25 protein-coding genes are annotated in these 24974 nt (G+C 35.3%); 11 read left to right on the top strand and 14 right to left on the bottom strand.

Annotated features, from left to right (window positions below; all coding sequences use genetic code 11):
• Nucleotides 1-182 precede the first annotated feature (182 nt).
• Nucleotides 183-1430, top strand: coding sequence for a peptidase T (gene pepT / locus MR053_RS07025; RefSeq protein WP_242131732.1), 1248 nt, complete (start codon nucleotides 183-185; stop codon nucleotides 1428-1430).
• 254 nt (nucleotides 1431-1684) lie between these two features.
• On the opposite strand, the gene yajC is transcribed toward pepT, so the two are convergent.
• The 3 genes from yajC to nusB form a co-directional block, all read right to left on the bottom strand.
• On the bottom strand, nucleotides 1685-1972 hold the full coding sequence (gene yajC, locus MR053_RS07020; RefSeq protein ID WP_223549207.1) for a preprotein translocase subunit YajC: 288 nt from the start codon (nucleotides 1970-1972) through the stop codon (nucleotides 1685-1687).
• Nucleotides 1973-1974: 2 nt separating this feature from the next.
• Entirely contained in the window at nucleotides 1975-2457 is a 483-nt protein-coding gene (locus tag MR053_RS07015; RefSeq protein ID WP_242131731.1) for a DUF1573 domain-containing protein, read from the bottom strand.
• A gap of 81 nt (nucleotides 2458-2538) precedes the next feature.
• Nucleotides 2539-3483 carry a transcription antitermination factor NusB gene (gene nusB / locus MR053_RS07010; protein WP_242131730.1) on the bottom strand — a complete coding sequence of 315 codons (945 nt, stop codon included), beginning with the start codon at nucleotides 3481-3483 and terminating at the stop codon, nucleotides 2539-2541.
• A 174-nt stretch (nucleotides 3484-3657) separates the two neighbouring features.
• Here nusB and MR053_RS07005 point away from each other — a divergent pair, with 174 nt between their 5' ends.
• Together MR053_RS07005 and MR053_RS07000 are read left to right on the top strand one after the other, a co-directional pair.
• Nucleotides 3658-5421 carry an ABC transporter ATP-binding protein gene (locus tag MR053_RS07005; protein ID WP_242131729.1) on the top strand — a complete coding sequence of 588 codons (1764 nt, stop codon included), beginning with the start codon at nucleotides 3658-3660 and terminating at the stop codon, nucleotides 5419-5421.
• Nucleotides 5422-5593: 172 nt separating this feature from the next.
• Nucleotides 5594-5971, top strand: a complete 378-nt coding sequence (locus tag MR053_RS07000) for a PUR family DNA/RNA-binding protein (RefSeq protein ID WP_223549215.1) — start codon at nucleotides 5594-5596, stop codon at nucleotides 5969-5971.
• Between the two features lie 71 nt (nucleotides 5972-6042).
• Here MR053_RS07000 and MR053_RS06995 read toward each other — a convergent pair whose 3' ends face one another.
• From MR053_RS06995 to MR053_RS06985, 3 genes are read right to left on the bottom strand one after another with little or no spacing between them, the layout of a single operon-like run.
• The gene (locus tag MR053_RS06995) at nucleotides 6043-7086 is read right to left on the bottom strand and encodes a lysophospholipid acyltransferase family protein (RefSeq protein ID WP_242131728.1); all 1044 of its coding nucleotides are present in this window, start codon (nucleotides 7084-7086) and stop codon (nucleotides 6043-6045) included.
• A 4-nt stretch (nucleotides 7087-7090) separates the two neighbouring features.
• Nucleotides 7091-7984: a bile acid:sodium symporter family protein gene (locus MR053_RS06990; RefSeq protein WP_242131727.1), complete on the bottom strand. Its 894-nt coding sequence runs from the start codon at nucleotides 7982-7984 to the stop codon at nucleotides 7091-7093.
• A gap of 3 nt (nucleotides 7985-7987) precedes the next feature.
• On the bottom strand, nucleotides 7988-8323 hold the full coding sequence (locus MR053_RS06985; RefSeq protein WP_242131726.1) for a tRNA-binding protein: 336 nt from the start codon (nucleotides 8321-8323) through the stop codon (nucleotides 7988-7990).
• Nucleotides 8324-8371: 48 nt separating this feature from the next.
• Between MR053_RS06985 and MR053_RS06980 the strand changes: the two genes are divergently transcribed.
• On the top strand, nucleotides 8372-8932 hold the full coding sequence (locus tag MR053_RS06980) for a thioredoxin family protein (protein WP_242131725.1): 561 nt from the start codon (nucleotides 8372-8374) through the stop codon (nucleotides 8930-8932).
• Here MR053_RS06980 and MR053_RS06975 read toward each other — a convergent pair.
• The 3 genes from MR053_RS06975 to MR053_RS06965 form a co-directional block, all read right to left on the bottom strand.
• A complete protein-coding gene (locus tag MR053_RS06975; protein WP_242131724.1) occupies nucleotides 8925-9410 on the bottom strand; it encodes a GNAT family N-acetyltransferase in 486 nt (161 codons plus the stop codon). The two genes, MR053_RS06980 and MR053_RS06975, sit on opposite strands and share 8 nt — an antisense overlap.
• A complete protein-coding gene (locus tag MR053_RS06970; RefSeq protein ID WP_242131723.1) occupies nucleotides 9411-9956 on the bottom strand; it encodes a YfiT family bacillithiol transferase in 546 nt (181 codons plus the stop codon).
• 83 nt (nucleotides 9957-10039) lie between these two features.
• The gene (locus MR053_RS06965) at nucleotides 10040-10972 is read right to left on the bottom strand and encodes a peptidylprolyl isomerase (protein ID WP_242131722.1); all 933 of its coding nucleotides are present in this window, start codon (nucleotides 10970-10972) and stop codon (nucleotides 10040-10042) included.
• A 269-nt stretch (nucleotides 10973-11241) separates the two neighbouring features.
• Between MR053_RS06965 and MR053_RS06960 the strand changes: the two genes are divergently transcribed.
• Nucleotides 11242-12744 carry a sulfatase family protein gene (locus MR053_RS06960; RefSeq protein WP_242131721.1) on the top strand — a complete coding sequence of 501 codons (1503 nt, stop codon included), beginning with the start codon at nucleotides 11242-11244 and terminating at the stop codon, nucleotides 12742-12744.
• 19 nt (nucleotides 12745-12763) lie between these two features.
• Here MR053_RS06960 and MR053_RS06955 read toward each other — a convergent pair whose 3' ends face one another.
• A complete protein-coding gene (locus MR053_RS06955) occupies nucleotides 12764-14968 on the bottom strand; it encodes an ATP-dependent DNA helicase RecQ (RefSeq protein WP_242131720.1) in 2205 nt (734 codons plus the stop codon).
• A gap of 252 nt (nucleotides 14969-15220) precedes the next feature.
• Between MR053_RS06955 and MR053_RS06950 the strand changes: the two genes are divergently transcribed.
• The 4 genes from MR053_RS06950 (at nucleotide 15221) to lptB (ending at nucleotide 18198) form a co-directional block, all read left to right on the top strand.
• On the top strand, nucleotides 15221-16138 hold the full coding sequence (locus MR053_RS06950) for a KpsF/GutQ family sugar-phosphate isomerase (RefSeq protein ID WP_394800246.1): 918 nt from the start codon (nucleotides 15221-15223) through the stop codon (nucleotides 16136-16138).
• Entirely contained in the window at nucleotides 16138-16977 is an 840-nt protein-coding gene (tatC, locus tag MR053_RS06945) for a twin-arginine translocase subunit TatC (protein ID WP_242131718.1), read from the top strand. The genes MR053_RS06950 and tatC overlap by 1 nt, the downstream gene beginning before the upstream one ends.
• The gene (locus MR053_RS06940) at nucleotides 16970-17320 is read left to right on the top strand and encodes a carboxymuconolactone decarboxylase family protein (RefSeq protein WP_242131717.1); all 351 of its coding nucleotides are present in this window, start codon (nucleotides 16970-16972) and stop codon (nucleotides 17318-17320) included. The genes tatC and MR053_RS06940 overlap by 8 nt, the downstream gene beginning before the upstream one ends.
• A gap of 137 nt (nucleotides 17321-17457) precedes the next feature.
• On the top strand, nucleotides 17458-18198 hold the full coding sequence (gene lptB, locus MR053_RS06935) for an LPS export ABC transporter ATP-binding protein (protein ID WP_242131716.1): 741 nt from the start codon (nucleotides 17458-17460) through the stop codon (nucleotides 18196-18198).
• Nucleotide 18199: 1 nt separating this feature from the next.
• On the opposite strand, the gene MR053_RS06930 is transcribed toward lptB, so the two are convergent.
• Both MR053_RS06930 and MR053_RS06925 read right to left on the bottom strand, forming a co-directional pair.
• The gene (locus MR053_RS06930; protein ID WP_242131715.1) at nucleotides 18200-19084 is read right to left on the bottom strand and encodes a DUF808 domain-containing protein; all 885 of its coding nucleotides are present in this window, start codon (nucleotides 19082-19084) and stop codon (nucleotides 18200-18202) included.
• A 10-nt stretch (nucleotides 19085-19094) separates the two neighbouring features.
• Entirely contained in the window at nucleotides 19095-19850 is a 756-nt protein-coding gene (locus MR053_RS06925) for a CDP-alcohol phosphatidyltransferase family protein (protein WP_242131714.1), read from the bottom strand.
• Nucleotides 19851-20035: 185 nt separating this feature from the next.
• Here MR053_RS06925 and MR053_RS06920 point away from each other — a divergent pair, with 185 nt between their 5' ends.
• Both MR053_RS06920 and MR053_RS06915 read left to right on the top strand, forming a co-directional pair.
• The gene (locus tag MR053_RS06920) at nucleotides 20036-21106 is read left to right on the top strand and encodes a putative type IX sorting system protein PorV2 (RefSeq protein WP_242131713.1); all 1071 of its coding nucleotides are present in this window, start codon (nucleotides 20036-20038) and stop codon (nucleotides 21104-21106) included.
• A 12-nt stretch (nucleotides 21107-21118) separates the two neighbouring features.
• Nucleotides 21119-22294: a lipoprotein N-acyltransferase Lnb domain-containing protein gene (locus MR053_RS06915; RefSeq protein ID WP_242131712.1), complete on the top strand. Its 1176-nt coding sequence runs from the start codon at nucleotides 21119-21121 to the stop codon at nucleotides 22292-22294.
• 166 nt (nucleotides 22295-22460) lie between these two features.
• On the opposite strand, the gene MR053_RS06910 is transcribed toward MR053_RS06915, so the two are convergent.
• Nucleotides 22461-23852, bottom strand: coding sequence for an exopolysaccharide biosynthesis polyprenyl glycosylphosphotransferase (locus MR053_RS06910; RefSeq protein WP_242131711.1), 1392 nt, complete (start codon nucleotides 23850-23852; stop codon nucleotides 22461-22463).
• A gap of 59 nt (nucleotides 23853-23911) precedes the next feature.
• The gene (locus tag MR053_RS06905; RefSeq protein ID WP_242131710.1) at nucleotides 23912-24925 is read right to left on the bottom strand and encodes a glycosyltransferase family 4 protein; all 1014 of its coding nucleotides are present in this window, start codon (nucleotides 24923-24925) and stop codon (nucleotides 23912-23914) included.
• Nucleotides 24926-24974: the final 49 nt, after the last annotated feature.

Below are 24974 nucleotides of genomic sequence, written 5' to 3'. Positions count from 1 at the left end.
TTCATTGTAAAAAATGAAAAATTATATGTTCATCAAAATAAATTACTGATGTAAATACTAGATGTGAATTCTATAGGTTATAATCGTGTAAATAAAAATGGATTGGGCTAAAGACAAAAAAATTAATAATCGTAACTTTATGGTTTAAAAAAGCTATCAATTATTTCAATGACTATTTTACTATGATTTCAAAAGAAGATATTATAAAACGTTTTATAAGTTATGTTACTGTAGACACACAGTCAGACCCCAATTCCAATACCACACCAAGTACAGAAAAACAATGGGATTTAGCACACAAATTAGTAAAAGAGCTTAAAGCTATTGGCATGCAGGATGTGACTATCGATGACAACGCCTATATTATGGCAACCCTACCTAGCAATGTGGACCATGAAGTACCAACCATTGGTTTTATTTCACATTTCGACACCTCTCCAGATTTTACAGGAACAAACGTTAATCCCCAAATTTTTGAAAACTATCATGGTGGGGATATTTTATTGAATAAAGAAGAAGATATTGTATTGTCTCCAGATTATTTTGAGGACCTAAAACAGTATATCGGTCAAACGCTAATTACCACCGACGGCGCTACGCTTTTAGGAGCCGATGACAAGGCGGGCATCTGTGAAATTGTTTCGGCCATGGAATACCTTATCAACAACCCGGATATTAAACACGGAAAAATTAGAGTTGGCTTCACACCGGATGAGGAAATAGGTCGTGGTGCCCATAAATTTGACGTTGAAAAATTTGGTGCCGATTGGGCCTACACTATGGATGGGAGTCAAATTGGTGAATTGGAATACGAAAACTTTAACGCTGCCAGTGCAGTGGTAAAAGTTAAGGGTAAAATTGTGCATCCAGGTTATGCCAAAGGAAAAATGGTAAACTCGATGTACATCGCTACAGAATTTATTAGTTCCTTACCCAAAATGGAAACTCCAGAACACACGGAAGGTTACCAAGGTTTTTTCCATTTACATAATATGCATGGTGAAGTAGAAGAAACAACACTTGAATATATTATACGTGATCATGATAAGGCCCATTTTGAAGCACGAAAAGAGGTTATGCTAAAATTAACCAACGAAATCAATTCACAATACGGGCGAGAGGTTATTGTAACAGAGATTAAGGATCAATATTTTAATATGCGTGAAAAAATAGAACCTGTTATGCATATTGTAGATGTTGCTGAAGAAGCCATGAAACAATTGGATATAGACCCACTTATTAAGGCCATTCGTGGGGGAACAGATGGATCACAATTGAGTTATATGGGCCTACCCTGTCCCAATATTTTTGCTGGTGGACATAATTTCCATGGGCGCTACGAATATGTTCCTGTGGAGAGTATGATGAAAGCCACACAAGTGATTTGTAAAATTGCTGAATTGACAGCTGAAAAGAATGGTTCTTATTAAACCTATTTTTAAAACACAAAAGCATAGATGATGTAAGTAATTACATATTCTTTCATGCTTCTGAGAGTCTTTTCAGATTATTTAGTTAGACATGTATTTGCAAATTTAAACACAACACTACCAAACAATTTCGATTAAAAAATTAGAAGCCAATAACAAGTTACTTAGGTTTGAAAAGCTATTAATTGGACAAAAATAAAAAAAGCCCCCTTTAAAAGGAAGCTTTCCTAAATTTTTAAATAATCTGCTCAGTATTATTTAGCAGGCGCATTCACTTTATTGCTCATTTCCATAGAAATTGCCGACCGATCAAACTTTAACTTTCCAGCTAAGGTTTCAATAACACAACTGTTATCCTTATCGTTTAATTCGGCTATCTTGCCATGCAAGCCACTTTTAGTAACCACTTTATCGCCGCGCTTTAATTCTGCAGCAAACTTCTTTTCTTTTTTTGCACGTTTCATTTGTGGTGCTATCATAAAAAAGTATACCACAACAAACATTAAAATTAGGGGCAAAAAAGAGCCCATTCCTTCTCCCATATTTAGTTTTTTTGTACTGCTGTTGCAGTTGTTTTATTTGGATCTGGCTTAACAAAAGCCGTTATTCTAACTGTTTCGGTTCCTTTTTCGGTATTGGCAGTAACCGTAACGGTTTTAGATACCTTGTTGGTGCCACTGCCGTTAAACTTAACCGTAAATTGTCCCGTGTCACCTGGCGCTAACGGCTCCCTGCTCCAATCCTTAGGTACGGTACAACCACAGGAACTCTTAATGTCTGTGATAACTAAAGGTGCCTCGCCTGTATTCTTGTAACTAAACACTGTCTCTACTGGTGTCTTGGCTTCAATTTCACCAAAGTCATGCTCCGTTTTGTCAAATTCAATAACTGGGAATTTAGAGGCTACAGCATCTCTTTCAGCTGCTTGGGCTAAATTATCTTCGTCTATTTTTTTTGCTGCATTTTCTTTACAAGATGTAAAAGAAATTAAGCAGATTGCACTTAATCCTAAAATTAACTTCTTCATAATAGATGGTTTTAAATTTTTTGGTTGGTAAAAATAACAATTATTTACCCGATTAAAAATTTTTTACACATCTTAACAAAATTAAAGTAACCCTCTGCCAACTTTATTTAATGTATTCGCTTCTTGGTACTCCTTAACCAGCTTATCCAAAATACCATTTATGAAGATACTGCTCTTAGGTGTAGAGTATTCCTTGGCAATCTCCAGATACTCGTTAATAGTCACTTTTACAGGGATGGACGGAAACTCCTTAAGCTCACAAATGGCCATCTGTAATAACACAAAATCGATATTAGCGATACGGTCTGCATCCCAGTTTTTGGTCCTTTGTTCAATCTCTTTATTAAGTTTAGACGTATTTAAGATTGTTTTTCTAAACAAATCGACAGCAAATTGCTTATCGTCCAAATCCTTGTATAATCTAGGTGTAAAATAACCTTCCGAAACGGCGGGCTTCACTTTCCTAAGTAATTTTAAAATGGTAGTATTAACTGTTGGAAGGTCATCCAACCAAGTTAAGTGTTTGTCTTCAATATAATCATAGAGTTTATCGTTAGGTGCTATAACATCCTTAAAAATATCGATTATAAATTCTTTATCTTCCTTAAAATTAGAGGTTCGGGATTGCATATAAGTAGCATAGAGATCACTTGCTATAACAGCCTTAAAAATTACATCTACATACTCATCATCCAACTGCCAATTATTTATCTTATGGGCTTCAAGTTGTTCTTGCAATTGCTTATTGCCCCTTAAAAGGTGCAATAATTCATTATTCACAAACTTACGGTTTGGATTTTTATCCTCTTGGGTTGCTAAATGTTTGTTTTGCTTTTTTTGTAAGTCGGTTTCTGCTCTTTTTTGAACTTCTATTAGTAGTGATAACAGTAACAGATAGAGGTTGTACATATTATCGATGCTAAACAAAAGGAACTTTTGGGGTTTTGATAAATCGTCGCTTGCACTACCACTAAATGCATATATGGATTGCATTACTTTTACACGGATATGTCTTCTGTTGAGCATAATTACAAAGAGCCTTTAAATAAAAATATGTTATACTAATAATCTTATTTTCGGTACAAAAATAATACTATTTTAAAAAACCCAGTTCAAAATAGTATATTAATTACATCTACTTAAAATGCTGTATCTTTGCTTTCTTAATTTTTGAAATAAAATTAGATTTGTTCATTTTAAATGAAAGCACTCCAACATTTAAATAAATACTTTTATAAGTATAAAACCTACCTAACTATTGGCGTTATTATTACTATTGTTGCCAGGATATTTTTGCTTTACACCCCTCGCTATGTAAAAAAGATATTTGTTGTAGTTGAAAAGGGGTTAGAGGGTTCGATTAACAAAGAGGTTTTTAAATCCGAGTTAATTGAAGCTGTTTTGTATATCGTTGGTGCCGCTTTAATTGGCGGTATCCTTACCTTTTTTATGCGACAAACCATAATAAATGTCTCCAGATATATTGAGTACGACTTAAAAAATGAAGTATACAGCCAATACCAAAAATTATCTTTAAACTTTTACAAAAAAAACAGGACAGGTGATTTAATGAATCGCATAAGTGAAGATGTGGGCAGAGTACGTATGTATGTAGGACCAGCTTTAATGTATAGTATTAATACGATTACACTTTTTGTTATTGTAATTATTTATATGGTAAATGCATCGCCTAAACTTACATTGTACACCATACTGCCTTTACCCATTTTATCGGTTATAATTTATAAATTAAGTAAAGAAATTCATCATCGCAGCACTGTTGTACAAGAATATCTATCAAAGCTATCTACCTATACCCAAGAATCGTTCAGTGGTATCTCTGTTATTAAAGCCTATGGCATTGAACCTTTAACCAATAAAAATTTCAATGAGCTAGCTTTGGAAAGTAAGGAAAAACAGATAAGCCTTACCCGTGTACAGGCTTGGTTCTTTCCTATGATGATTCTGCTAATTGGTGCCAGCAACCTACTTGTTATATATATTGGTGGTATGCAGTATATAAATGAGGAAATTGAAAGCCTAGGTACTATTGCAGAGTTTATCATTTATGTAAATATGCTTACATGGCCAGTGGCTACCGTAGGTTGGGTAACATCTATCGTACAACAGGCAGAAGCTTCCCAAAAACGTATTAATGAATTCTTAAAACTTGAACCTGAAATTAAGAACAAGGTGGAAAATCCAACAGAAATTGATGGTGATATTGTGTTTAGCAATGTCTCTTTCGTTTATGATGATACCAATATTCAAGCTTTAAATAACATTAGTTTCACAATAAAAAAAGGTGAAACCTTGGCCATACTGGGCAAAACAGGTTCAGGAAAATCAACCATATTAGATTTAATAGGTAGGTTATATGATATCAATGCTGGCTCCATTACCATTAATAACACCCCCATAGACCAACTCAACCTGAATAATTTGCGTAATAGTATTGGTTATGTTCCACAGGATGCCTTTTTGTTTTCAGATAGTATTAAGAATAATATTAAATTTGGAAATGAGGATGCCACCGACGATGATGTTGTTCTAGCTGCCAAAAAAGCTTATGTACATAAAAACATCGTGAACTTTAAAAATGGATACAATACTGTTTTGGGAGAACGTGGCATTACACTTTCAGGCGGACAAAAGCAACGGGTATCTATAGCACGAGCAATAATTAAATCACCCAAAATTTTGTTGTTTGATGATTGTCTTTCTGCGGTCGACACCGAAACTGAAGAAAAAATACTCAAAAATCTGAATAAAATTTCTTCCAATAAAACAACGGTTATTGTTAGCCACAGAGTGTCTTCAGTCAAAAATGCAGATAAAATTATTGTTTTGGATAATGGTAAGATTATACAGGAAGGCAAACATGAAAGCTTGATAAACACAGAAGGTTACTACAAGCACCTCTACTTAAAGCAACTAAGCGAGAACGAGGCAAATAAGTCTTAAGCACCCAATATTGCTAATTTAACCTGCTTCCTCTCTTAATAGAAATACAATAAAAACCAAGATTCTAAAAAGAAAAATTAAAAATTGTTGGTTAGTTTCGGTTTTTTTTAGATTTTTGGTGAATATAACCATAATAGTTATCAATTTTAAACAAACAAGAATAATAAATGATATGATGGAGAAAGAGGAAATTTTTTCAAAAGTTTTACGAGCAGGAAGACGCACCTATTTTTTTGATGTACGTGCAACAAAAGCAGACGATTATTATTTAACCATAACTGAAAGCAAAAAGTTTACTAACGACGACGGATCTTTTCACTACAAAAAGCACAAAATTTATATTTACAAGGAAGACTTCGCTGAGTTTAAGGATATCTTAAGCGAAATGACCGATTACATTATAAATGAAAAGGGCGATGAGGTCATTAGCGAACGTCATCAAAAAGACTTTAAGAAAGAATATAATAATTCAGAAAACGGTGAAGCAATAACAGAAGACGCAGTTAAATCTACCGAAAGTTTCACTGATATTGATTTTGAGGATATTTAAAATCTAACTAATTTTTCAACTAAACTAAACTCAATTGAAAACCACTAAATACATTCTATTTAGTGGTTTTTTTATGCCTTTACTCGAACCAAAATAATTATTAAAGAAATTGCCAAAAAACCTGTTGCCACACCCCAGTTAAAAGCTAAAAATAATGCAATATAAACTATAAGAAGCCATAGAGGCACGAGTGTTATTGCCAAAGCAAACCTAAAAGTCGACACAAACTCTACCTCATCTATTTTAGGTTCTACGGCAAACTTCCAAATACCATAAGGCGCAAATAAAAGAGCAACAAAAAAGACTTTAAATACCATGCTTAAGAATCTCGGTGGCAATTCCTTTTTGAACTGACAATTTGAAAAATTACTAGCCATACAATCATTAACAGCTACTGGATTTAAAAAATCTGCACCAAGGGATTCCAATCGACTTAAAGTAGCATTATAATCCTTAGAAGGTATATGGGTTGTTAATTTTGAAATTTCAGTATGAACTCTAGTTTTTAACTGATTTACGGCTTCATTTTTATCGTCCAACAAAAAATCCTTAGCAGCTATTGCTTTGCCAAAAATAACAGTAACACTATCAGGAAAGGTATCTGCTTTTTCAAAATTTAAACCTATAGGAATGAGTTGTAAATCGGTATCAGGATATTTTTCCAAAGTTTCAAAAACAATACGGGTAAACCCTTTACTTAAGGGACGTACGGTTCTTATAATATTATGGCTTCCTTCAGGAAAAATAGCAACTGCCTTGCCTTGTTGTAACAATAATGAGCAAGTATTAAAAATGGAATTGTTTTGTGTTAATGTATTCCACCCATCCCTAATACGGTAAACAGGCAACATTCTAAACGTGTGCAGCAGTTTACTTACCAATGGTTTTTTAAAGACCGCTGCACGCGTTAAAAAATATGAAAATCGACCGCTCCTTGTGGCTATGAGCAAAGCATCAATTAAGGCATTTTGATGATTAGCCAAGAACAGTACCGGTTTATACTTTGGCACATTACTGTATTTAACAATCCTAATTTCTTTAAAGTAGAAGAACAGCCCTATCCTTAAATAAGCACGTATAGTATGTAACCATAATTTTCCCAAAACACTTCCCAAACCACTAAGTTTTGTTAGACCAATAAGACGCCAATATCAAGCCTGAAATAATATGCCAGACACCCCAAAAGGCAGCCAAAATGGCCATGCCCCCCAATCCGTCAAAAAAAGTAAAAATAAGCAATAAGCCCAATCCAGAATTTTGGATACCGGTCTCAATAGTTATTGTTTTTCTATTTTTAAATGACAATTTAAATAAATAGGCTACCATAAACCCTAAAAGTAATGCCACCATATTATGAAATACGGTCAAGGTAAATACCCTATGTATATATGCATTAAAAACATCTATATTTTTAGTAAAAGCCAAAATCACTATAACACCAAACACCATAATGGAAAAAGGCTTTAACAATTTTGATACCCTTATGGCCACAAATTCATTCTTATAGCGAAAAATCATTCCCAATACTAATGGAATTCCAAGAATTAAAACCACAAGCTTAAACAGTTCAAAAAAATCAATTTCCACGGTCTTTAATAGGTGAGCCGTGGGTTGATAAAAACTACCGTAAAACTGGAAATTTAATGGAGTCATAAATACTGCCAAAAAAGTAGCTAAAGCCGTTAAACTCACAGATAAAGCTGTATTTCCTTTGGCTAAATGTGTCATAAAATTAGAAATATTACCTCCGGGACAAGCGGCCACCATAAACATCCCCAAAGCTATACTGGGTTGGGGTTTTATTGAAAGCACTAAAATAAAAGTGATCAATGGAAGTAAAAAAAATTGCGACAAAACCCCTACCAGAAGTATCCTTGGTGCTTGTATCAGGTGCTTAAAATCATCAACTGTAATACCCAGTGCAACACCAAACATAACTACTGCGAGCGCTACATTTAACACCCATAAACCCGTACTGTCAAAATTAATTTTTACCTGATCTATTTCCAACATAGTTTAAGCCACAATACTTCCATTTTTAACTTTATGTTCTGGATTAAGCAATATAACATCCTTTTCCATTACCGCGCCTAGTACCAAACACTCACTCGTAAAATTAGCAATTTGTTTTACAGGGAAATTTACAACGGCTACTATTTGCCTATTCAATAAATCTTCCTTAGCATATGATGCAGTGATTTGGGCAGAGGACTTTTTTATACCTAAATCTCCAAAATCAATGGTGAGTTGATAGGCCGGTTGACGTGCTTCTGGGAATTCATTGACTTCAATGATGGTCCCCACACGTAAATCTACTTTGGTGAAATCTTCAAAAGTTAAAGTGTTACCCATGTTTTAAAAATACAAATTATTCCTAACTTTGAATAAAAGTTAAGCACCATGGCTCGAACCCCATCAAACATGCTTCCCTTAAAAACAAAAGCTCCCGATTTTTTGCTTATAGATACGATTACCGATTCGGTTTTAAGTTTAAATGACCTGAAGGGAGACAAAGGGACTGTTATCATGTTTATTTGTAACCATTGCCCATTTGTAATCCATGTTAATAAGGCATTGGTTGCCGTTGCCAATGATTATAAAAAAAATGGAATTGGTTTTATAGCCATATCAAGTAACGATGTAGACAACTACCCACAGGACAGTCCTGAAAACATGAAAATTCATGCTGAAAGAGAAGGTTACCCGTTCCCGTATTTATATGATGAGAGTCAAGAAGTAGCTAAATCATACAGTGCTGCTTGTACGCCAGATTTGTATCTGTTTAATAACGAATTAAAATTAATTTATAGAGGACAACTGGATGGTTCAAGACCTGGAAATGGCATTCCTGCCACAGGAGAAGATTTAAGACATGCTTTAGACTGCCTACTTAATAACAAAGCTAACAACAGACAACAAAAACCAAGTATAGGCTGTAATATCAAGTGGAAGATTAACTAAACTGTAACTGCCAAATGCCAATGGTTTGCCAACTGTTAAATTTAAAACCTACATCCTTTAATTCGGCTACTTTTTGAAATCCAAACTTTTCATGTAGTTTAATACTCGCATCGTTTGGTATGGTAAGCACTCCTAAAACCGTATGGTAGTTTTCTTGTTTTAGGAGCTTCAACAGTTCGGCATATAATTGGGTACCTATTTGTTTGCCATGAGCATCAAACTTAACATAAACAGTCGATTCTACAACATAATCGTAAGCAGGTTTTGGTCTAAATCGACTACCATAGGCATAGCCCAAAATGGTATTGTTTTCCACAAACACAATGAAAGGATAGACTTTATTTATAACATTCAATTTCTTTACAAAGGCTTCTAAAGTTAGAGGCTCTATATCGAAAGTTACGGCAGTATTAATAACATAATAGTTATAAATCTCCAACAAGGCTTGGGCATCATCAATATGTACAGGTCTTATCATTTAAATCCAACCATTTTGTTTTAATGCGTTTTCTATATGCGCGTAATGATGGTTACAATGCCATGCATAAATACCAACATTTAGCTTTAGTGGGACTTCGCTATTACTTTCGGGATGAATAAAACGTCTCTTCCGCTCTGTTTCATTCAACCCCTTTAACAAATACACCAACTTATAGTGCACTGCTTTTAAATGCTCTAAAGACATCACTATAGGTGCTGTTTTGGTATCGTGCAATTCTGCCCAAAGTGCTTCGTTATATGGTTTAATAATAGGTTTATCCTCTGTCAATGCCCATTTAAAACGAATATAACTGTGATGATGGCTATCGGAAACATGATGTACCACCTGACGAATAGTCCAACCACCTGGTCTATAAGTCGTATCCAATTGCTCTTTGTTCAAAAACTTAACCAATGCCTCTAATCGTAAAGGAAAGCGCTCTAAAGTTTCAATCCATTCATTTAATACCTCAGAAGTAATATGCTCTGGAGCTTTAAATGTACCAATGGGATATCTTAGTTGTTGAAGTTCTTCGTATGTCATATATAAATATAAAAAAAGCACTCTAAATTTGGAGTGCTTTTAATTCATATTTTGAATCAATTATTCAAAAACTAATTCGTTGATTATTTCACGTTCATCAACTCAACATCAAAAATCAAAGTCGCATTTGGAGGAATTACACCCCCAGCACCAGCACTTCCGTAAGCTAAATGACTAGGAATTACAAAACGTGCCTTATCCCCTACTTTAAGCAACCCAATACCTTCATCCCAACCTGGAATAACCTGCCCAACACCTAAAGCAAAATCAATAGGTTGGTTACGTTTATATGACGAATCGAATACCGTACCATCTGCCAACTGCCCTTTATAATGAACAGAAACCGTTTTACCCTTTTCAGCTTTTGTGCCGTCTCCTTTTTGAATGATTTGGTAACGTAAACCACTATTGGTTTTATCAAAACCAGCAGCTAATTTTTCCAATTCAGCCTCTGCCTTAGCCTTTTCCTCAGCCAGTCGTTTTTCCCTAGCACCTTCAAAAGTCCTGAATGCTTCAACAGCATTAAACCCTTCTGCTTCTGTACCAACACGAACTATTTCCAAAGTCTCAATAACATCCCCTTGTGCAATGGCATCAACAACATCCTGACCCGATTGTACTTTACCAAAAACTGTGTGGTTATTATCCAACCAAGGCGTTTCAACATGTGTTATAAAAAACTGACTGCCATTAGTACCAGGTCCCGCATTGGCCATAGACAACACCCCTGGCCCATCATGCTTTAAATCTGGATGGAACTCATCATCAAATTTATACCCTGGATTTCCCGTTCCTGTACCTTGGGGACAGCCCCCTTGGATCATAAAGTCTGGTATAACCCTGTGGAATTTTAACCCATCATAATATGGTTTTCCTTGTGGTTTGACCGAGTTCTCTAAGTTACCTTCAGCCAAAGCCACAAAATTACCAACCGTTCCCGGAGTTTTTTTGTATTCTAAGGCAACAAGTATTTCTCCTTTTGTTGTATTGAATTTTGCGTATAATCCGTCTTGCATTATATTCTGTTTTTAAATGAGCCGCAAAGATAGACATTGCATCCCTATCTATAAAATCAATCTCCAAAAGTTTACCTTAGCATCTTTACTAGCAAAAGCTTTATTACATTTATTTTGATATATTTAGGTTTCTATTAATTTCTTTAAAGACAGAGATGCAATTACTTTTAAATTCTTTTAAAGTTTACCTGATTTTCACCCTACTTTTAAGCTATAGCTGTGCTCCCCAAAAAAAAGATCATAAAAAAAGACCAAACATTGTATTTATAATGTCAGATGATCATGCCTACCAAGCCATTAGTGCCTATAACGACAACCTCATCAAAACTCCAAATATAGATCGTCTTGCCAACGAGGGTATGCTATTTACCAATGCCTCGGTTACCAACTCTATTTGTGCGCCATCAAGAGCCGTTATTCTCACAGGTAAACATGCGCACATAAATGGTAAAATAGATAATTTATCTCCTTTTGACACCACTAATATTACATTTCCACAGTTATTTAAAGAAGCGGGATACCAAACTGCTATGTTTGGTAAACTGCATTTTGGTAATAATCCTAAAGGATTAGATGAATTTAAAATACTACCGGGTCAAGGCGATTATTACAACCCAAAATTTATAACTTCAACAGGTGATACCATTATTAATGGTTATGTGACCGACATCATCACCGATCTCACTTTAGATTGGATGGAAAAGCGCAGGGACACTACAAAACCTTTCTTGTTGATGTATTTGCACAAAGCTCCTCATAGAAGTTGGCTTCCGGCAAATAGGCATTACAAAACGTATACCAAAAAAACATTCCCACTCCCTTCAACCTTATTTGATGAATACAATACGAGGGATGCAGCTTCAAAAACTGCTGAAATGAATATTTTAAGGCACATGCACCTTGGGTATGACAATAAATTAACCCCAGAAACTATAAACGAATTGAATATTGCGTATACAGGATTGCACAATCGTGCCATCGATCGTATGAATAACATTCAAAAAGCAAGTTGGGATTCCGTATACAAACCTATAAATGAAAATTTTATAGCCCAATATCAAACTATGAACGATTCAACTCTAATGGTTTGGAAATACCAACGGTATATGCAGGACTACTTAGGTTGCATAGCTGCTGTAGATGATAATGTAGGGAGGTTATTAAATTATTTGGATGACAAAAATTTAAGTAATAATACCGTTGTGGTCTATACCTCAGACCAAGGGTTTTATTTAGGTGAACATGGCTGGTTCGATAAGCGGTTTATGTATAATGAATCGTTTAAAACACCACTGCTTATTAAATGGCCGAATGAAATTACTCCCGGCTCTACAGAAACCGAATTGGTTCAAAACCTAGACTTTGCCCAAACCTTTTTAGACATAGCGGGCATTGAAGCTCCAAAAGATATGCAAGGTAAAAGCTTGGTGCCTTTGTTAAAGGGTGAAAAGGAATTATGGGATAGGGATGCAGTATATTATCATTATTATGAATACCCAGCCGAACATGCTGTAAAACGCCACTATGGCATCGCCACAAAGCGGTATAAATTAATACACTATTATTATGATGTGGATGCTTGGGAACTCTATGATAGGGAAAAGGATCCCATGGAGCTTAACAATATTTATAACAGTGCTCATTATACTTCAGTAGTAAAAGAGTTAAAAGAAAAACTCAAAAAACTTAGAAAAAACTATAAAGATTCCGACAGTTTAACCAATCATTATATTCAAGTTTATAAAGACAAAGGGTATATTAAGCAAAATTGAAAACGCCTTATAACTTCCTTTAATTGGCTACCTCACTAATAAATTTAATACGGTAAAGACGCAGTTCTTCATCGTCATAATCGCCTTCAAATTCGTCAATGGCAGCGTCTATACTGTCGGTATCAGATTCCATAAAATAGTCATGGATTTCCTCTTGCTGGTCTTCATCTAAAATATCATCAATCCAGTAGCTTATATTCAATTTAGTTCCTGAATACACGATAGCTTCCATTTCCTTTATAAAGTCTTCCATACTCATACCCTTAGAAGAGGCAATATCATCAAGCGGTAGTTTTCTGTCTATATTTTGGATAATGTAAAGTTTATTGGCCGAGTTACTCCCTGTAGATTTCACTACAAGATCATCGGGTCTAATAATATCATTTTCCTCAACGTATTGTGCAATCATGGTAACAAAATCCCTACCGTACTTTTTAGCTTTTCCATCACCAACACCATGCACATTACTCAATTCGGCTATGGTAGTTGGATATTTTAAGGCCATATCTTCCAATGATGGATCCTGAAAAACAACAAATGGTGGCACACCTAACTTCTTAGCATTCTTTTTACGAAGATCCTTAAGCATTCCCATCAAAACCTCGTCTGCAACAGCTCCACCTCCTTTAGAAGCTGTTATGATACTGCCATCTTCCTGCTCCCCTTCATAAACATGGTCTTCGGTCATCATAAAAGATACAGGCTTGGCTATAAAATCCCTACCTTCAGTGGACAACCTTATTACGCCATATGTCTCTATATCTTTTTTGAGATAACCAGCTACCAAAAGCTGTCTTAACAAAGCCATCCAATACTTTTTATCTTTTTCATTTCCAGAACCAAAAAATGGTTGCTCATTGGTTTTATGCGAATTGATTAAGGCATTTTCTTTACCTACAATTACCATTACCAAATCCTTGGCCTTGTATTTCTCATTAGTACTTTTAACAGTTTCCAACAATAACTTTACATCATCCTTGGCTTCATGCTTCTTTTTGGGATGCCTAACATTGTCATCCATATCACCACCTTCACCTGTTTCATTATCAAACTCTTCTCCAAAATAGTGAAGTATAAATTTTCTTCTCGAAATTGAAGTTTCAGCAAAAGCCACAACTTCTTGCAATAATGCATGACCTATTTCCTGTTCTGCAACAGGTTTACCAGACATGAATTTTTCCAATTTTTCTATGTCTTTATAAGCATAAAATGCCAAACAATGGCCTTCGCCTCCATCACGGCCTGCACGCCCAGTTTCCTGATAATAACTTTCTATGCTTTTTGGAATATCGTGATGAATCACAAACCGAACATCTGGTTTATCGATACCCATACCAAAGGCGATGGTTGCCACCACCACATCTACATCTTCCATAAGAAACATGTCTTGATAATTCGATCTGGACTTGGCATCCAACCCGGCATGATAGGGTACGGCTTTAATACCATTTACCTGTAGTACCTGTGCCAATTCTTCAACACGTTTCCTGCTTAAGCAATACACTATCCCTGACTTGCCTTGATTTTGTTTTATAAAACGTATAATATCAACATCAACCTGCTTGGTTTTTGGCCGTATCTCATAATACAAATTGGGACGGTTAAATGAAGCTTTGAAAACAGTTGCAGATTGAATACCCAAATTCTTTAAAATATCTTCTTGAACTTTGGGCGTAGCCGTCGCAGTTAATGCTATTATTGGAATATTATTTCCTATTCTGGCAATAATTTGCCTTAGATTTCTGTATTCAGGTCTAAAATCGTGACCCCATTCACTTATACAGTGTGCTTCATCTATGGCCATAAATGATATTTTTACAGAACGTAAAAAATCTACATTTTCATCCTTGGTCAACGACTCTGGTGCAACATAGAGTAATTTGGTAACACCATTTACAATATCTCCCTTTACACGCTTAACTTCTGTTTTATTGAGCGACGAATTCAACACATGTGCAATACCTTCTTCATTGGACACTCCTCTAATGGCATCCACCTGATTTTTCATTAAGGCTATCAAAGGCGACACCACTATAGCCGTTCCCTCTTGCATTAAAGCCGGTAATTGATAACATAGGGATTTTCCACCCCCGGTAGGCATAATTACAAAAGTGTTATTTCCCGATAAAATGTTTTCAACAACACCTTCTTGCAGTCCTTTGAATTTAGTAAATCCAAAATACTTTTTTAACGCAGCATGCAATTCACTTTTTGCTATTAACATGAATCATAAAAAATTTATACACACATACTAAAATACACTAAACTTTAAAAAAGCAATACGAAATTTAGTAATATTATTTAGAGACCCCTCAATGATTTTTTCGTTAGTTTTGTAACGAAATTTTCAAATCGAATTAGTTTTAATTCGATTATTAACTTAAAGATAACAAAATCTTTAAAAGCATCAACAAAAAATAAATAAATTTTGAGCCAAAAAGATTCTATAATTACTACGGCAAAACATACTATTGAAATGGAAAGCGAAGCCATTTCAAACCTGTCAAACCTGGTTAATGACGATTTTGCTAGTGCTGTCACTCTTATATACCAATCTAAAGGAAGGGTTATTATAACGGGCATTGGAAAAAGTGCTATAATAGCCAATAAAATTGTAGCAACTTTAAACTCAACAGGCACTCCTGCTATATTCATGCATGCTGCCGATGCTATTCATGGCGATTTGGGTTTGATTTTAGAGGATGATGTTGTCATCTGTATTTCAAAAAGCGGAAACACCCCTGAAATAAAAGTTTTGGTACCCCTCATTAAAAGTGCCAAAAACAAAATGATTGCCATAACGGGCAACGCCGATTCCTTTTTAGGGCATCAGGCCGATTATGTACTAAACGCCTATGTAGAAAAAGAAGCATGCCCAAACAACCTTGCTCCTACTACAAGTACCACGGCACAATTGGTAATAGGAGATGCTCTTGCTGTATGTCTATTAGAGTTACGCGGATTTTCAAGCAGGGATTTTGCAAAATACCATCCAGGTGGTGCTTTAGGAAAAAAATTGTATTTAAGAGTACAGGATATTTCTTCTGTTAACCAAAAACCAAAAGTTTTAAGCAGTACCAATATCAAGGATGTAATTGTTGAAATTACAGAAAAAATGCTTGGTGTTACTGCTGTAGTTGAACAAGACAAAATTATAGGCATCATTACCGATGGTGATTTAAGACGCATGCTTTCCAAGGCAGATGATTTTTCGCAACTAACCGCCAAAGACATTATGAGTAATAATCCAAAGCGCATAGCAGCAGATGCTATGGCAATAGATGCCAAAAAAATTATGGAAAACAATGGTATTTCACAACTTTTGGTGGAAGAAGAGGGTAAATACGCAGGCGTTATCCACCTTCATGACTTAATTAAAGAAGGCATCATATAATGGCAAAACAAAAAAAGCAAAAAAAGAACATTAATGAGATGTCCTTCCTAGACCATCTTGAGGATTTACGCTGGCATTTAATAAGGATTGTTGTGGCCATAGTTATTGTTGCATCACTGGCCTTTATGCTCAGCCGTTTTATATTTGATAATATCATCTTTGCCCCGCTAGATATGAGGTTTCCAACCTATGATCTGTTATGTCGAGCAGCCAATTATATTAATGTGGACACCACTTTTTGCGCTGAAAAAATACCTATGATCATACAAAACCGGACCATGGCCGGACAATTTTCAGCAGATATCTGGACCGCTATTTTAGCCGGGTTCGTTATTTCGTTTCCTTATGTTATTTATCAGCTTTGGAAATTCATTAGCCCAGGTCTACATGAGAATGAGCGCAAACACTCCAGAGGATTTATTATTATTTCATCATTATTATTCTTTATTGGAGTATTATTTGGATATTATATTATAACACCTCTATCTATTAATTTTCTGGCCAACTATAGCGTATCTACAGTAGTTGACAACCAAATAGACATAAGCTCGTATATTGCATTAGTACGTTCTTCCGCCTTAGCATCAGGATTAATATTTGAATTACCTATAATTATCTACTTTCTAACCAAAATAGGACTGGTAACTCCTGAAATTTTGAAAAAATACCGAAAATATGCCTTGGTTATTGTGCTAATTCTTTCTGCTATTATAACCCCTCCCGATATTGCAAGTCAAGTTATTGTAGCCATTCCTATCTTAATTTTGTACCAAGTGAGCATTTACATTTCTAAGATAGTGGTTAAGAACCAACGTAAAAAAGAAAAACAACATGGCTGATATCGTAAAGGAATTTGACGATTATCGCTCTAAGATGAACGATAAAATCCTAGCGGATAACAATAAAATAATCAAGCGTATTTTTAATTTAGACACTAACGCTTACACCAAAGGCGCTTTAGACCTAAAAACCAAAGAGCTATTGGGTTTAGTTGCTTCTGCAGTATTACGTTGCGACGATTGTGTAAAGTACCATTTAGAAACCAGCTATAAACTTGGCCTAACAAAGGAAGAAGTGGTTGAAGCCTTAAGCATAGCCACTTTGGTTGGTGGCACTATTGTAATTCCTCATTTACGACGCGCCTACGAATTTTGGGATGCCTTGGAGTCCCAAAATAAATAACTGCTTATATCTGTTAAATATTTCCCATGAATAACAGTGGCTCTTTGAAATTAAGTTTACAATATCGCGTTAAACCTATTATAAATTCTATTACGGTATATCCGATTTTACTATTTTAGCACTCAAGCAAACAGTCTATGATTTTAAGAGCCGAAAATTTAATGAAGTCCTATAGCGGACGAAAAGTAGTTAAGGATGTTTCTTTGGAAGTCAAACAAGGTGAAATTGTTGGACTTCTAGGCCCTAATGGAGCAGGTAAAACCACATGCTTCTATATGATTGTAGGCCTTATAAAACCCAACGGAGGCCATATTTTCCTAGACCATACCGAAATCACCAAATACCCTATGTACAAGCGGGCACAAAATGGCATTGGCTATTTGGCACAGGAAGCCTCGGTCTTTAGAAAGTTGAGCATAGAAGATAATATTTTAAGCGTTTTACAGCTCACCAAATTGAGCAAAAAAGAACAGCTCCTTAAAATGGAATCCCTTATTGAAGAATTTGGATTAAACCATATCCGTAAAAACAGGGGTGATTTATTGTCCGGTGGAGAGCGTCGTCGTACCGAAATTGCACGTGCTTTGGCTACCGACCCTAATTTCATTTTACTCGATGAACCTTTTGCCGGTGTAGACCCTGTGGCGGTAGAAGACATCCAACGTATTGTAGCGCAACTTACCAAAAAGAATATTGGCATTTTAATTACCGACCATAACGTACAGGAAACCCTGGCCATAACAGATAGAACCTATCTAATGTTTGAAGGAAGTATCCTTAAAGCTGGAGTACCCGAAGAATTGGCTAACGACAAAATGGTTCGTAAAGTCTACTTGGGCCAAAACTTTGAGCTTCGTAAAAAGAAAATCAGGGATTAGGTTAGCTTCTATCCCGTCTAAAAGAGCCCCGAATGGCTTTTAAAGCTTTTACCACTAAAAGTGCAGCTAAACCAACTAATAACCCCAATAAAAAGTCTCTTAATAAGCTTGGAATACTTTCTAAAAAGTGATGCAAAAAGGCTATATTGTGAACAAAAATACCTCCAGCGACTAATAATAAGGCCATAGTACCTATTACAGAAAGTCCCTTAATTACCCATGGTAATGCATTTATTAAAAAATTTCCAATAGTTTTTAAAATATTCTTTTTATTGGCATTGGCTTTAACCAACCTATATCCTAGGTCATCCATCCTAACTATTAGGGCAACAATACCATAAACTCCCACAGTAGCTATTACTGCTACAATTGTCACCACTAAAACCTGAAAAAATATTGGTTTTCCTAATACTGTCCCTAGCGCTATAATTATAATTTCAACGGACAAAATAAAATCGGTAAAAATTGCCGATTTTATCTTCTTCTTCTCTATTTCCAAAATAGTTTTTTCACCGTCACTAGGCTTGATCTCAGTATCCTTTTCATGATGGTGAGGTATAAAATACCCATATATTTTTTCTGCTCCTTCGAACGCTAAATAAACACCTCCCAAAACCAAAATCAAGGTTACCGCCCATGGTACAAAAGCACTTAATAAAAAAGCAATAGGCAAAATGATAAGTTTATTAAGCATTGATCCTTTTGTAATCGCCCATAATACCGGCAATTCTCTTGAAGATATAAAACCCGTTGCCTTTTCAGCATTAACAGCTAAGTCATCTCCTAAAATACCAGCCGTTTTTTTTGTGGTAATTTTACTCATTACAACAACATCATCCATTAATGTAGCGATATCATCCAATAATGCAAAAAATCCAGAGGCCATGAAACGTTTATTAAAATTTGGAAGTTAAATTATCTAAAACAGACATAATTATATACAATAAAGTAAGCAAGGGAATAGCTGCAAACTGTAACACAATAAGCAACACAATACAAAGCAAGACAAAAATATAACGGGTGGCATTCTCTTTAAAACCAAAGGTCTTAAATTTTAACGCAAACAATTTTATGCCGGAATTTAACAGATAGCAACTAAGCAAAGTCATTGCAATTAAAAACCATTTGTTTAGTATAATAGCGTTTAGAATGTCATTGTTTTGAAATTCCATAATAAGTGGCAAAGACAAAATAAGCACAGCATTAGCCGGTGTTGGTAAGCCTTTAAAATAAGTTTGTTGCTCCGTATCAATATTAAAGTTAGCCAATCGGTAGGCCGAAGCCAATGTTATGAATAAACCCAGAAGAGGCAATAAAGAATATTCAAGTCCGTTCCAGGATATAACAGTATCCCAACTACCATATGAACTATCAAAAGTTACCTCTCCTAATGTTAACTCCAACAACTTATACATCACTATCCCTGGCACTAAACCACTGGTAATTAAATCGGCCAAAGAATCCAGTTGTAGTCCCAATTCACTTTGCACCTTTAATTTTCTAGCTAGCAAGCCATCAAAAAAATCAAAAAAAACACCTAAAAAGACAAAAAAAGCTGCTGTAACAAAATTGCTGTTAACGGCATAAATAACACCTATACAACCACAAAATAAGTTTAAAAGTGTTAAGGCATTGGGGATATGTCGTTTCATATTTACGGTTTTACATTCAAGGTTTCAAGTTTTTGGTGACACGCCAAGGTATCAAGCCATAGCAACTTAAGACAATATGTAAAAATAACAAACAAAAGTTGACCAATCCAAGCTAAAAACAATATCTCTTCCAAATTCAAGTTTATAGATTGTAAATAATGTGCATATTTGTAAAAATTTTGTGATTGAAAGTTTACTTAACTACTATTCTTTGTATCCTAACACTGTTTGTAAGTGGTCAAACCACAAGAAAATATTCAAATGAGTTTATGAATATTGGGGTGGATGCTGCCGCATTGGGAATGAGCAGTGCAGTGACCTCCCACACAGCCGATGTTAATTCAGGCTATTGGAACCCGGCAGGTTTATTGGCGCTAGAAGATAACCAACTAGCCTTGATGCATTCCAGTTATTTTGCCAATATTGCCAATTACGATTATGCTGCCTATGCCATGCCATTGGACAACAGGAGTGCAGTTGCCGTATCCTTAATAAGATTTGCCGTAGATGATATATTAAACACTACACAACTTATAGACGAACAAGGCAATATAAATTACGATCGCATAAGTTTGTTTTCTACCGCCGATTATGGGTTGACTTTTTCTTATGCAAGGGCATTACCCGTTGAGGGTCTTAATTATGGTGTAAATGCCAAAGTCATTCGTCGAATTATTGGTGATTTTGCCTCTTCATGGGGCTTTGGGTTAGATTTAGGTATTCAGTTTAAAACGAAAAACGATTGGAAATTTGGGGTTATGGCTCGCGACATTACCACCACATTCAATGCCTGGGCGATTGATGAGGGTGAATTTGAAACCATTAGGGATGCCATTGAAGGGCAAAATCAGGAACTTCCTGAAACTACCGAAATAACCATTCCAAAATTGCAGCTAGGTGTATCTAAACTTGTTACATTCAATTACGATTACACCTTGTTAACAGCAGTTAACCTAAATATGCGTTTTGAAGAAAACAACGATATCATTTCTTCATCGTTTGCAAGTATAAATCCTGCATTGGGGTTTGAGTTTGGTTATATAGATATGGTTTATTTACGGGCTGGCATGGGTAATTTTCAAAATGAACTACAAATAGACAACACCCAACAACTTACCTTCCAGCCTAGTTTTGGCGTAGGGTTTAAATATAACGGTATTCAAATAGACTATGCCTTTACCGATATTGGCGACCAAAGTGTAGCGCTCTATTCGAACGTGTTTTCCTTAAAACTCGATTTTAGTATCTTTAGATAATTTCTTTTTTCAATGTACAAAAAACTACTTTTCTTAATTGCCTTACTACTTACCACGCATCATGTAAAAGGACAGCAAAGAACATTATCCTCAGAAGCAGAAATAAGTGTACTCACTGTTGGCCCTGGCATATCTTTAAACGATGCTTTTGGTCATAGTGCTTTTAGGATAAGAGATTATGTTAAAGGAATTGATTTCGTTTTTAATTATGGGGTTTATGATTTTAAAACGCCTAATTTTTACCTCAAGTTTGCTCAAGGAAAACTTAATTATTTAATAGGATTTGATTACTACGAAGATTTTTATGAAAGTTATGTATCCCAAAACAGGACCATAAAAGAACAGATATTACATCTATCGCAAATCGAAAAACAACAATTGTTCGATTACTTAACAAACAATTATAAACCAGAGAACAGAGCCTATCTCTATGATTTCTTTTACGACAATTGTGCCACCAAAATGCGTGATGTCCTGCAGGAGGTAACAAACAATAACATTAAGTTCAACACCCCAGAACATTTTAAGGCCAAAACATTTAGAACACTTATACACGACAACCTTAACTTGAATTCTTGGGGCGCAGTAGGCATCGATATGGCTTTGGGATCGGTTATAGATAGACAAGCAACACCTTATCAACACATGTTCCTGCCCGAAAACATCTATCTCTTTTTTAAGGAAGCCACCTTTAAAACAAAACCCAATCAAACATTGGTAAAACAAAGTAAAGTCTTGTTCCAAAAGATGGAACAAGACCAAAAAACAAACTTTTTTACCAGTCCGTTATTCATTTTTGGGCTTATTGGTTTTTTTATTCTGTTTTTAACCTACAAGGACTACAAAAATAAAAAGCGCACCGTTTGGTTAGATGCTTTATTGTTTAGTACAACTGGACTTATTGGTGTTTTTATTCTATTATTATGGTTTGCAACAGACCATACGGGTACGCACCAAAATTACAATCTGCTTTGGGCTTTTGCGCTTAACCTATTTATGGTTCCCCAGCTTTTTAAAAAGGAAGCGTCTAAATGGTTTTCCAAGTATATTAAGTTTTTAGCTATCTTACTTTGCCTGTTAACTCTGCACTGGATTATTGGTGTTCAAGTATTTGCCGTTACATTAATTCCTTTTTTGGTCGCTTTATTAGTCCGATATGTGTTTTTGGTTAACTGTTATAGGGTTTAAGGTTTATGGTTTGATCAAACTGAGACTGTAAACTGCAAACTGAGACTGCGACTCCCATCATCGGTCATCGGTACTCTGCCCTTCCTGTTCTCGCCAAGACACAAAGACACAAAGTTTTTTACATATTGACACTGCAAACTGAGACTGCCAACTACCTACTAAAAAACTACTGTCCCCTAAAGAAAACAACTGTACTAATAGTTTTCATTAAGATATTGAAATCTAGAAAAAAACTGCGATGTTTTATGTAATACAGATCGTGCTGTAATTTAAGCAAGCTATCATCTACCGAGGAACCATAACGTGTTTTTACCTGCGCCCAGCCCGTAAGCCCTGGTCTTATAATATGTCGGGTTTCATAAAAGGGTAGTAATTGTGACAATTCACGAACAAAGTGCGGACGCTCTGGCCTGGGGCCAATCAAACTCATATCCCCTCTTAAAATATTAATAAACTGTGGAAATTCGTCCAATCTAGTGTTTCGTAAAAATTTACCAAAAGTTGTAATTCTGGAATCGTTTTTTTTAGCCCATACCGCGCCATTATCTTCAGCATTTTTAATCATGGTTCTAAACTTTATCATCCTAAATACATCTCCGTTTTTCCCTATACGATCCTGAACATAAAACAAGGGCCCTTTATTACTTATAAGGTTTCCTAAAAAAATCAATGGTATCAGTAAAATGCCAATTAAAACACCTACAACAGCAATTAAAACATCCATTAACCGTCTAAAAAATAGATACAACTTATTTTGGTTACTTCTACTAAACGGGAAATATTTATAAAAATCCTTACCTACAAATTGTACTGGAACCCTATGGGTCATTTCCTCGTAAACTTGGGTATACTCTTTTATTGAAAAACCGGTTTCCAAAAGGTTGATAAGGGTATGGTATATGTCTTGGGTTATATTTTCCGAATTATAGGTGGCCACAACTATTTCCTTGATATTATGCTCCTTGATCACTTTATGTATCTCATTGGAATTGAATTGTGGAATGCCTAAAAAACGTAAGCCTTCTTTTTGTTCTACTTCACAATTTATAAAACCAATAATCTTATAATTGGGATCGGCCTCATTAAAAGCATTAATAATCGACTCAATATTAGACACTTCACCCACCAGCAGTACTTTTTTATAAAATCGTGGCGAAACAATAAACGTGATATACATAAAACGCCAAAGAAGCAAAGCCACTAAAATTGAAAAGTAAAAGTAGACGATTTGCAATCTGTTATCTGGTAAAAACGGTGTATAAAACGGCGTTAATAAATAAAATAAAACGGTTAAGGATACTGTTAGTACAATATTAGAAGCCACCAATTCCAATTTACTGGATTTTTGCAAATCGTAAAGTTCGAAAACAGTTCCAAACACCGAAATATACAAGATGAGCACCAAAACCCAGGTCCAGTTTTCCTTAGTAAAACTAAAGTAATCAAAGTCAAAAAGGTAACCCACCAAATAAAGTACCCCTAACACAAATACCAAATCGAAAATTCGAAGCAGTACCTTACGCTCAGATATATTAAAATGAATACTTTGGTTGGGCATGTTAATAAAGATATGATAGCAATATGTAAATATACTATGTTAAAACGACAAGACCATGTTTATTCTAAAATACTAATCCACTGCGATTTTATTTCACGCCAATCGAAAGACTCAGCCTTATAACGTGCATTTTCTACCATTTGGTTAAGCGCTTTTGGGTTGGCCATCAAATACATAATCGCGTCAACAAACTCGTGTTCATTCTCTGAATCAACAAGAATTCCATCTTTACCATGTGTAATTAAATAGGGCATTCCACCTACATTAGTTGAAACAACTGGAAGCCCTAAGGCCATGGCTTCAACAACGCTAACCGGCATATTATCAAAATGGGTGGTATTAATAAATACATTATAATCCTTTGAAAGGGCTGTCCATTGCTGTTTATCCAACACACCTGTAAACTTTACCGAAACCTGTAGTGCTTCAGCTAACCGTTTCGTAGCTTCTAAACTACCATCACCACTATCGGGCCCAACCATACAGAGTGTGGCCTTTACACCTTTATCAGTTAACCCCTGCAATACCCTTACAGCCAGTTCGGGATTATAAATTTTTGAGAAGGATCGTACCCAAATTAAATTTGCTCCATCCATAGGTCTTTGCCTAAAGGGGTATTCATCAATTTTAATCGTATTGGGGATATATTCAAGGTTTGAATAACCATACCTATTAAAACTGTCTTTTATAAAAACCGATGGGGCTATGTTTACAAAAGCATGTTTAAATATTAATCGGCTTAAAAAGGGATTGGTTCTTAGCCTTGACTCCAAGTTACCACCATGCAATATAGGTATGTAGCTTAACTTTAAGAACCTACATAATTGCGATACAAAAAAAGCATACCAAAAGTTTAAGGTGCTATAAGTATCAATAAGCACATAGTTGGCATGGTTTTTATTTACCACACATGTTTTTAACATATCCCATAATCTCACAAATTTATTGGTTTTTGAAGACGCATAGCTTATGAAGAAACCTTCCTGTTCCAGCAAAGGCCCCAATTGCCCAATACTTGTTAGATTGCGACCATGCGTGACCAAATTATTACCAATATACACTAGTGATATCATACAGTTAAAGGTACGAGAAAATTTATCTCTTCAAAAAGTTAAAAGCTAA

It is taken from the genome of Aestuariivivens marinum, from assembly GCF_022662175.1.
In the GTDB taxonomy this organism is placed as follows: domain Bacteria; phylum Bacteroidota; class Bacteroidia; order Flavobacteriales; family Flavobacteriaceae; genus Aestuariivivens; species Aestuariivivens marinum.
This window is presented reverse-complemented; position numbering and strand designations above follow the sequence as displayed.

Coding starts and splice junctions, on each gene's coding strand:
- pepT (WP_242131732.1), top strand. CDS start 183: ATGATTTCAAAAGAAGATATTATAAAACGTTTTATAAGTTATGTTACT.
- yajC (WP_223549207.1), bottom strand. CDS start 1,972: ATGGGAGAAGGAATGGGCTCTTTTTTGCCCCTAATTTTAATGTTTGTT.
- MR053_RS07015 (WP_242131731.1), bottom strand. CDS start 2,457: ATGAAGAAGTTAATTTTAGGATTAAGTGCAATCTGCTTAATTTCTTTT.
- nusB (WP_242131730.1), bottom strand. CDS start 3,483: ATGCTCAACAGAAGACATATCCGTGTAAAAGTAATGCAATCCATATAT.
- MR053_RS07005 (WP_242131729.1), top strand. CDS start 3,658: ATGAAAGCACTCCAACATTTAAATAAATACTTTTATAAGTATAAAACC.
- MR053_RS07000 (WP_223549215.1), top strand. CDS start 5,594: ATGATGGAGAAAGAGGAAATTTTTTCAAAAGTTTTACGAGCAGGAAGA.
- MR053_RS06990 (WP_242131727.1), bottom strand. CDS start 7,984: ATGTTGGAAATAGATCAGGTAAAAATTAATTTTGACAGTACGGGTTTA.
- MR053_RS06985 (WP_242131726.1), bottom strand. CDS start 8,323: ATGGGTAACACTTTAACTTTTGAAGATTTCACCAAAGTAGATTTACGT.
- MR053_RS06980 (WP_242131725.1), top strand. CDS start 8,372: ATGGCTCGAACCCCATCAAACATGCTTCCCTTAAAAACAAAAGCTCCC.
- MR053_RS06975 (WP_242131724.1), bottom strand. CDS start 9,410: ATGATAAGACCTGTACATATTGATGATGCCCAAGCCTTGTTGGAGATT.
- MR053_RS06970 (WP_242131723.1), bottom strand. CDS start 9,956: ATGACATACGAAGAACTTCAACAACTAAGATATCCCATTGGTACATTT.
- MR053_RS06965 (WP_242131722.1), bottom strand. CDS start 10,972: ATGCAAGACGGATTATACGCAAAATTCAATACAACAAAAGGAGAAATA.
- MR053_RS06960 (WP_242131721.1), top strand. CDS start 11,242: ATGTCAGATGATCATGCCTACCAAGCCATTAGTGCCTATAACGACAAC.
- MR053_RS06955 (WP_242131720.1), bottom strand. CDS start 14,968: ATGTTAATAGCAAAAAGTGAATTGCATGCTGCGTTAAAAAAGTATTTT.
- MR053_RS06950 (WP_394800246.1), top strand. CDS start 15,221: ATGGAAAGCGAAGCCATTTCAAACCTGTCAAACCTGGTTAATGACGAT.
- tatC (WP_242131718.1), top strand. CDS start 16,138: ATGGCAAAACAAAAAAAGCAAAAAAAGAACATTAATGAGATGTCCTTC.
- MR053_RS06940 (WP_242131717.1), top strand. CDS start 16,970: ATGGCTGATATCGTAAAGGAATTTGACGATTATCGCTCTAAGATGAAC.
- lptB (WP_242131716.1), top strand. CDS start 17,458: ATGATTTTAAGAGCCGAAAATTTAATGAAGTCCTATAGCGGACGAAAA.
- MR053_RS06930 (WP_242131715.1), bottom strand. CDS start 19,084: ATGGCCTCTGGATTTTTTGCATTATTGGATGATATCGCTACATTAATG.
- MR053_RS06925 (WP_242131714.1), bottom strand. CDS start 19,850: ATGAAACGACATATCCCCAATGCCTTAACACTTTTAAACTTATTTTGT.
- MR053_RS06915 (WP_242131712.1), top strand. CDS start 21,119: ATGTACAAAAAACTACTTTTCTTAATTGCCTTACTACTTACCACGCAT.
- MR053_RS06910 (WP_242131711.1), bottom strand. CDS start 23,852: ATGCCCAACCAAAGTATTCATTTTAATATATCTGAGCGTAAGGTACTG.
- MR053_RS06905 (WP_242131710.1), bottom strand. CDS start 24,925: ATGATATCACTAGTGTATATTGGTAATAATTTGGTCACGCATGGTCGC.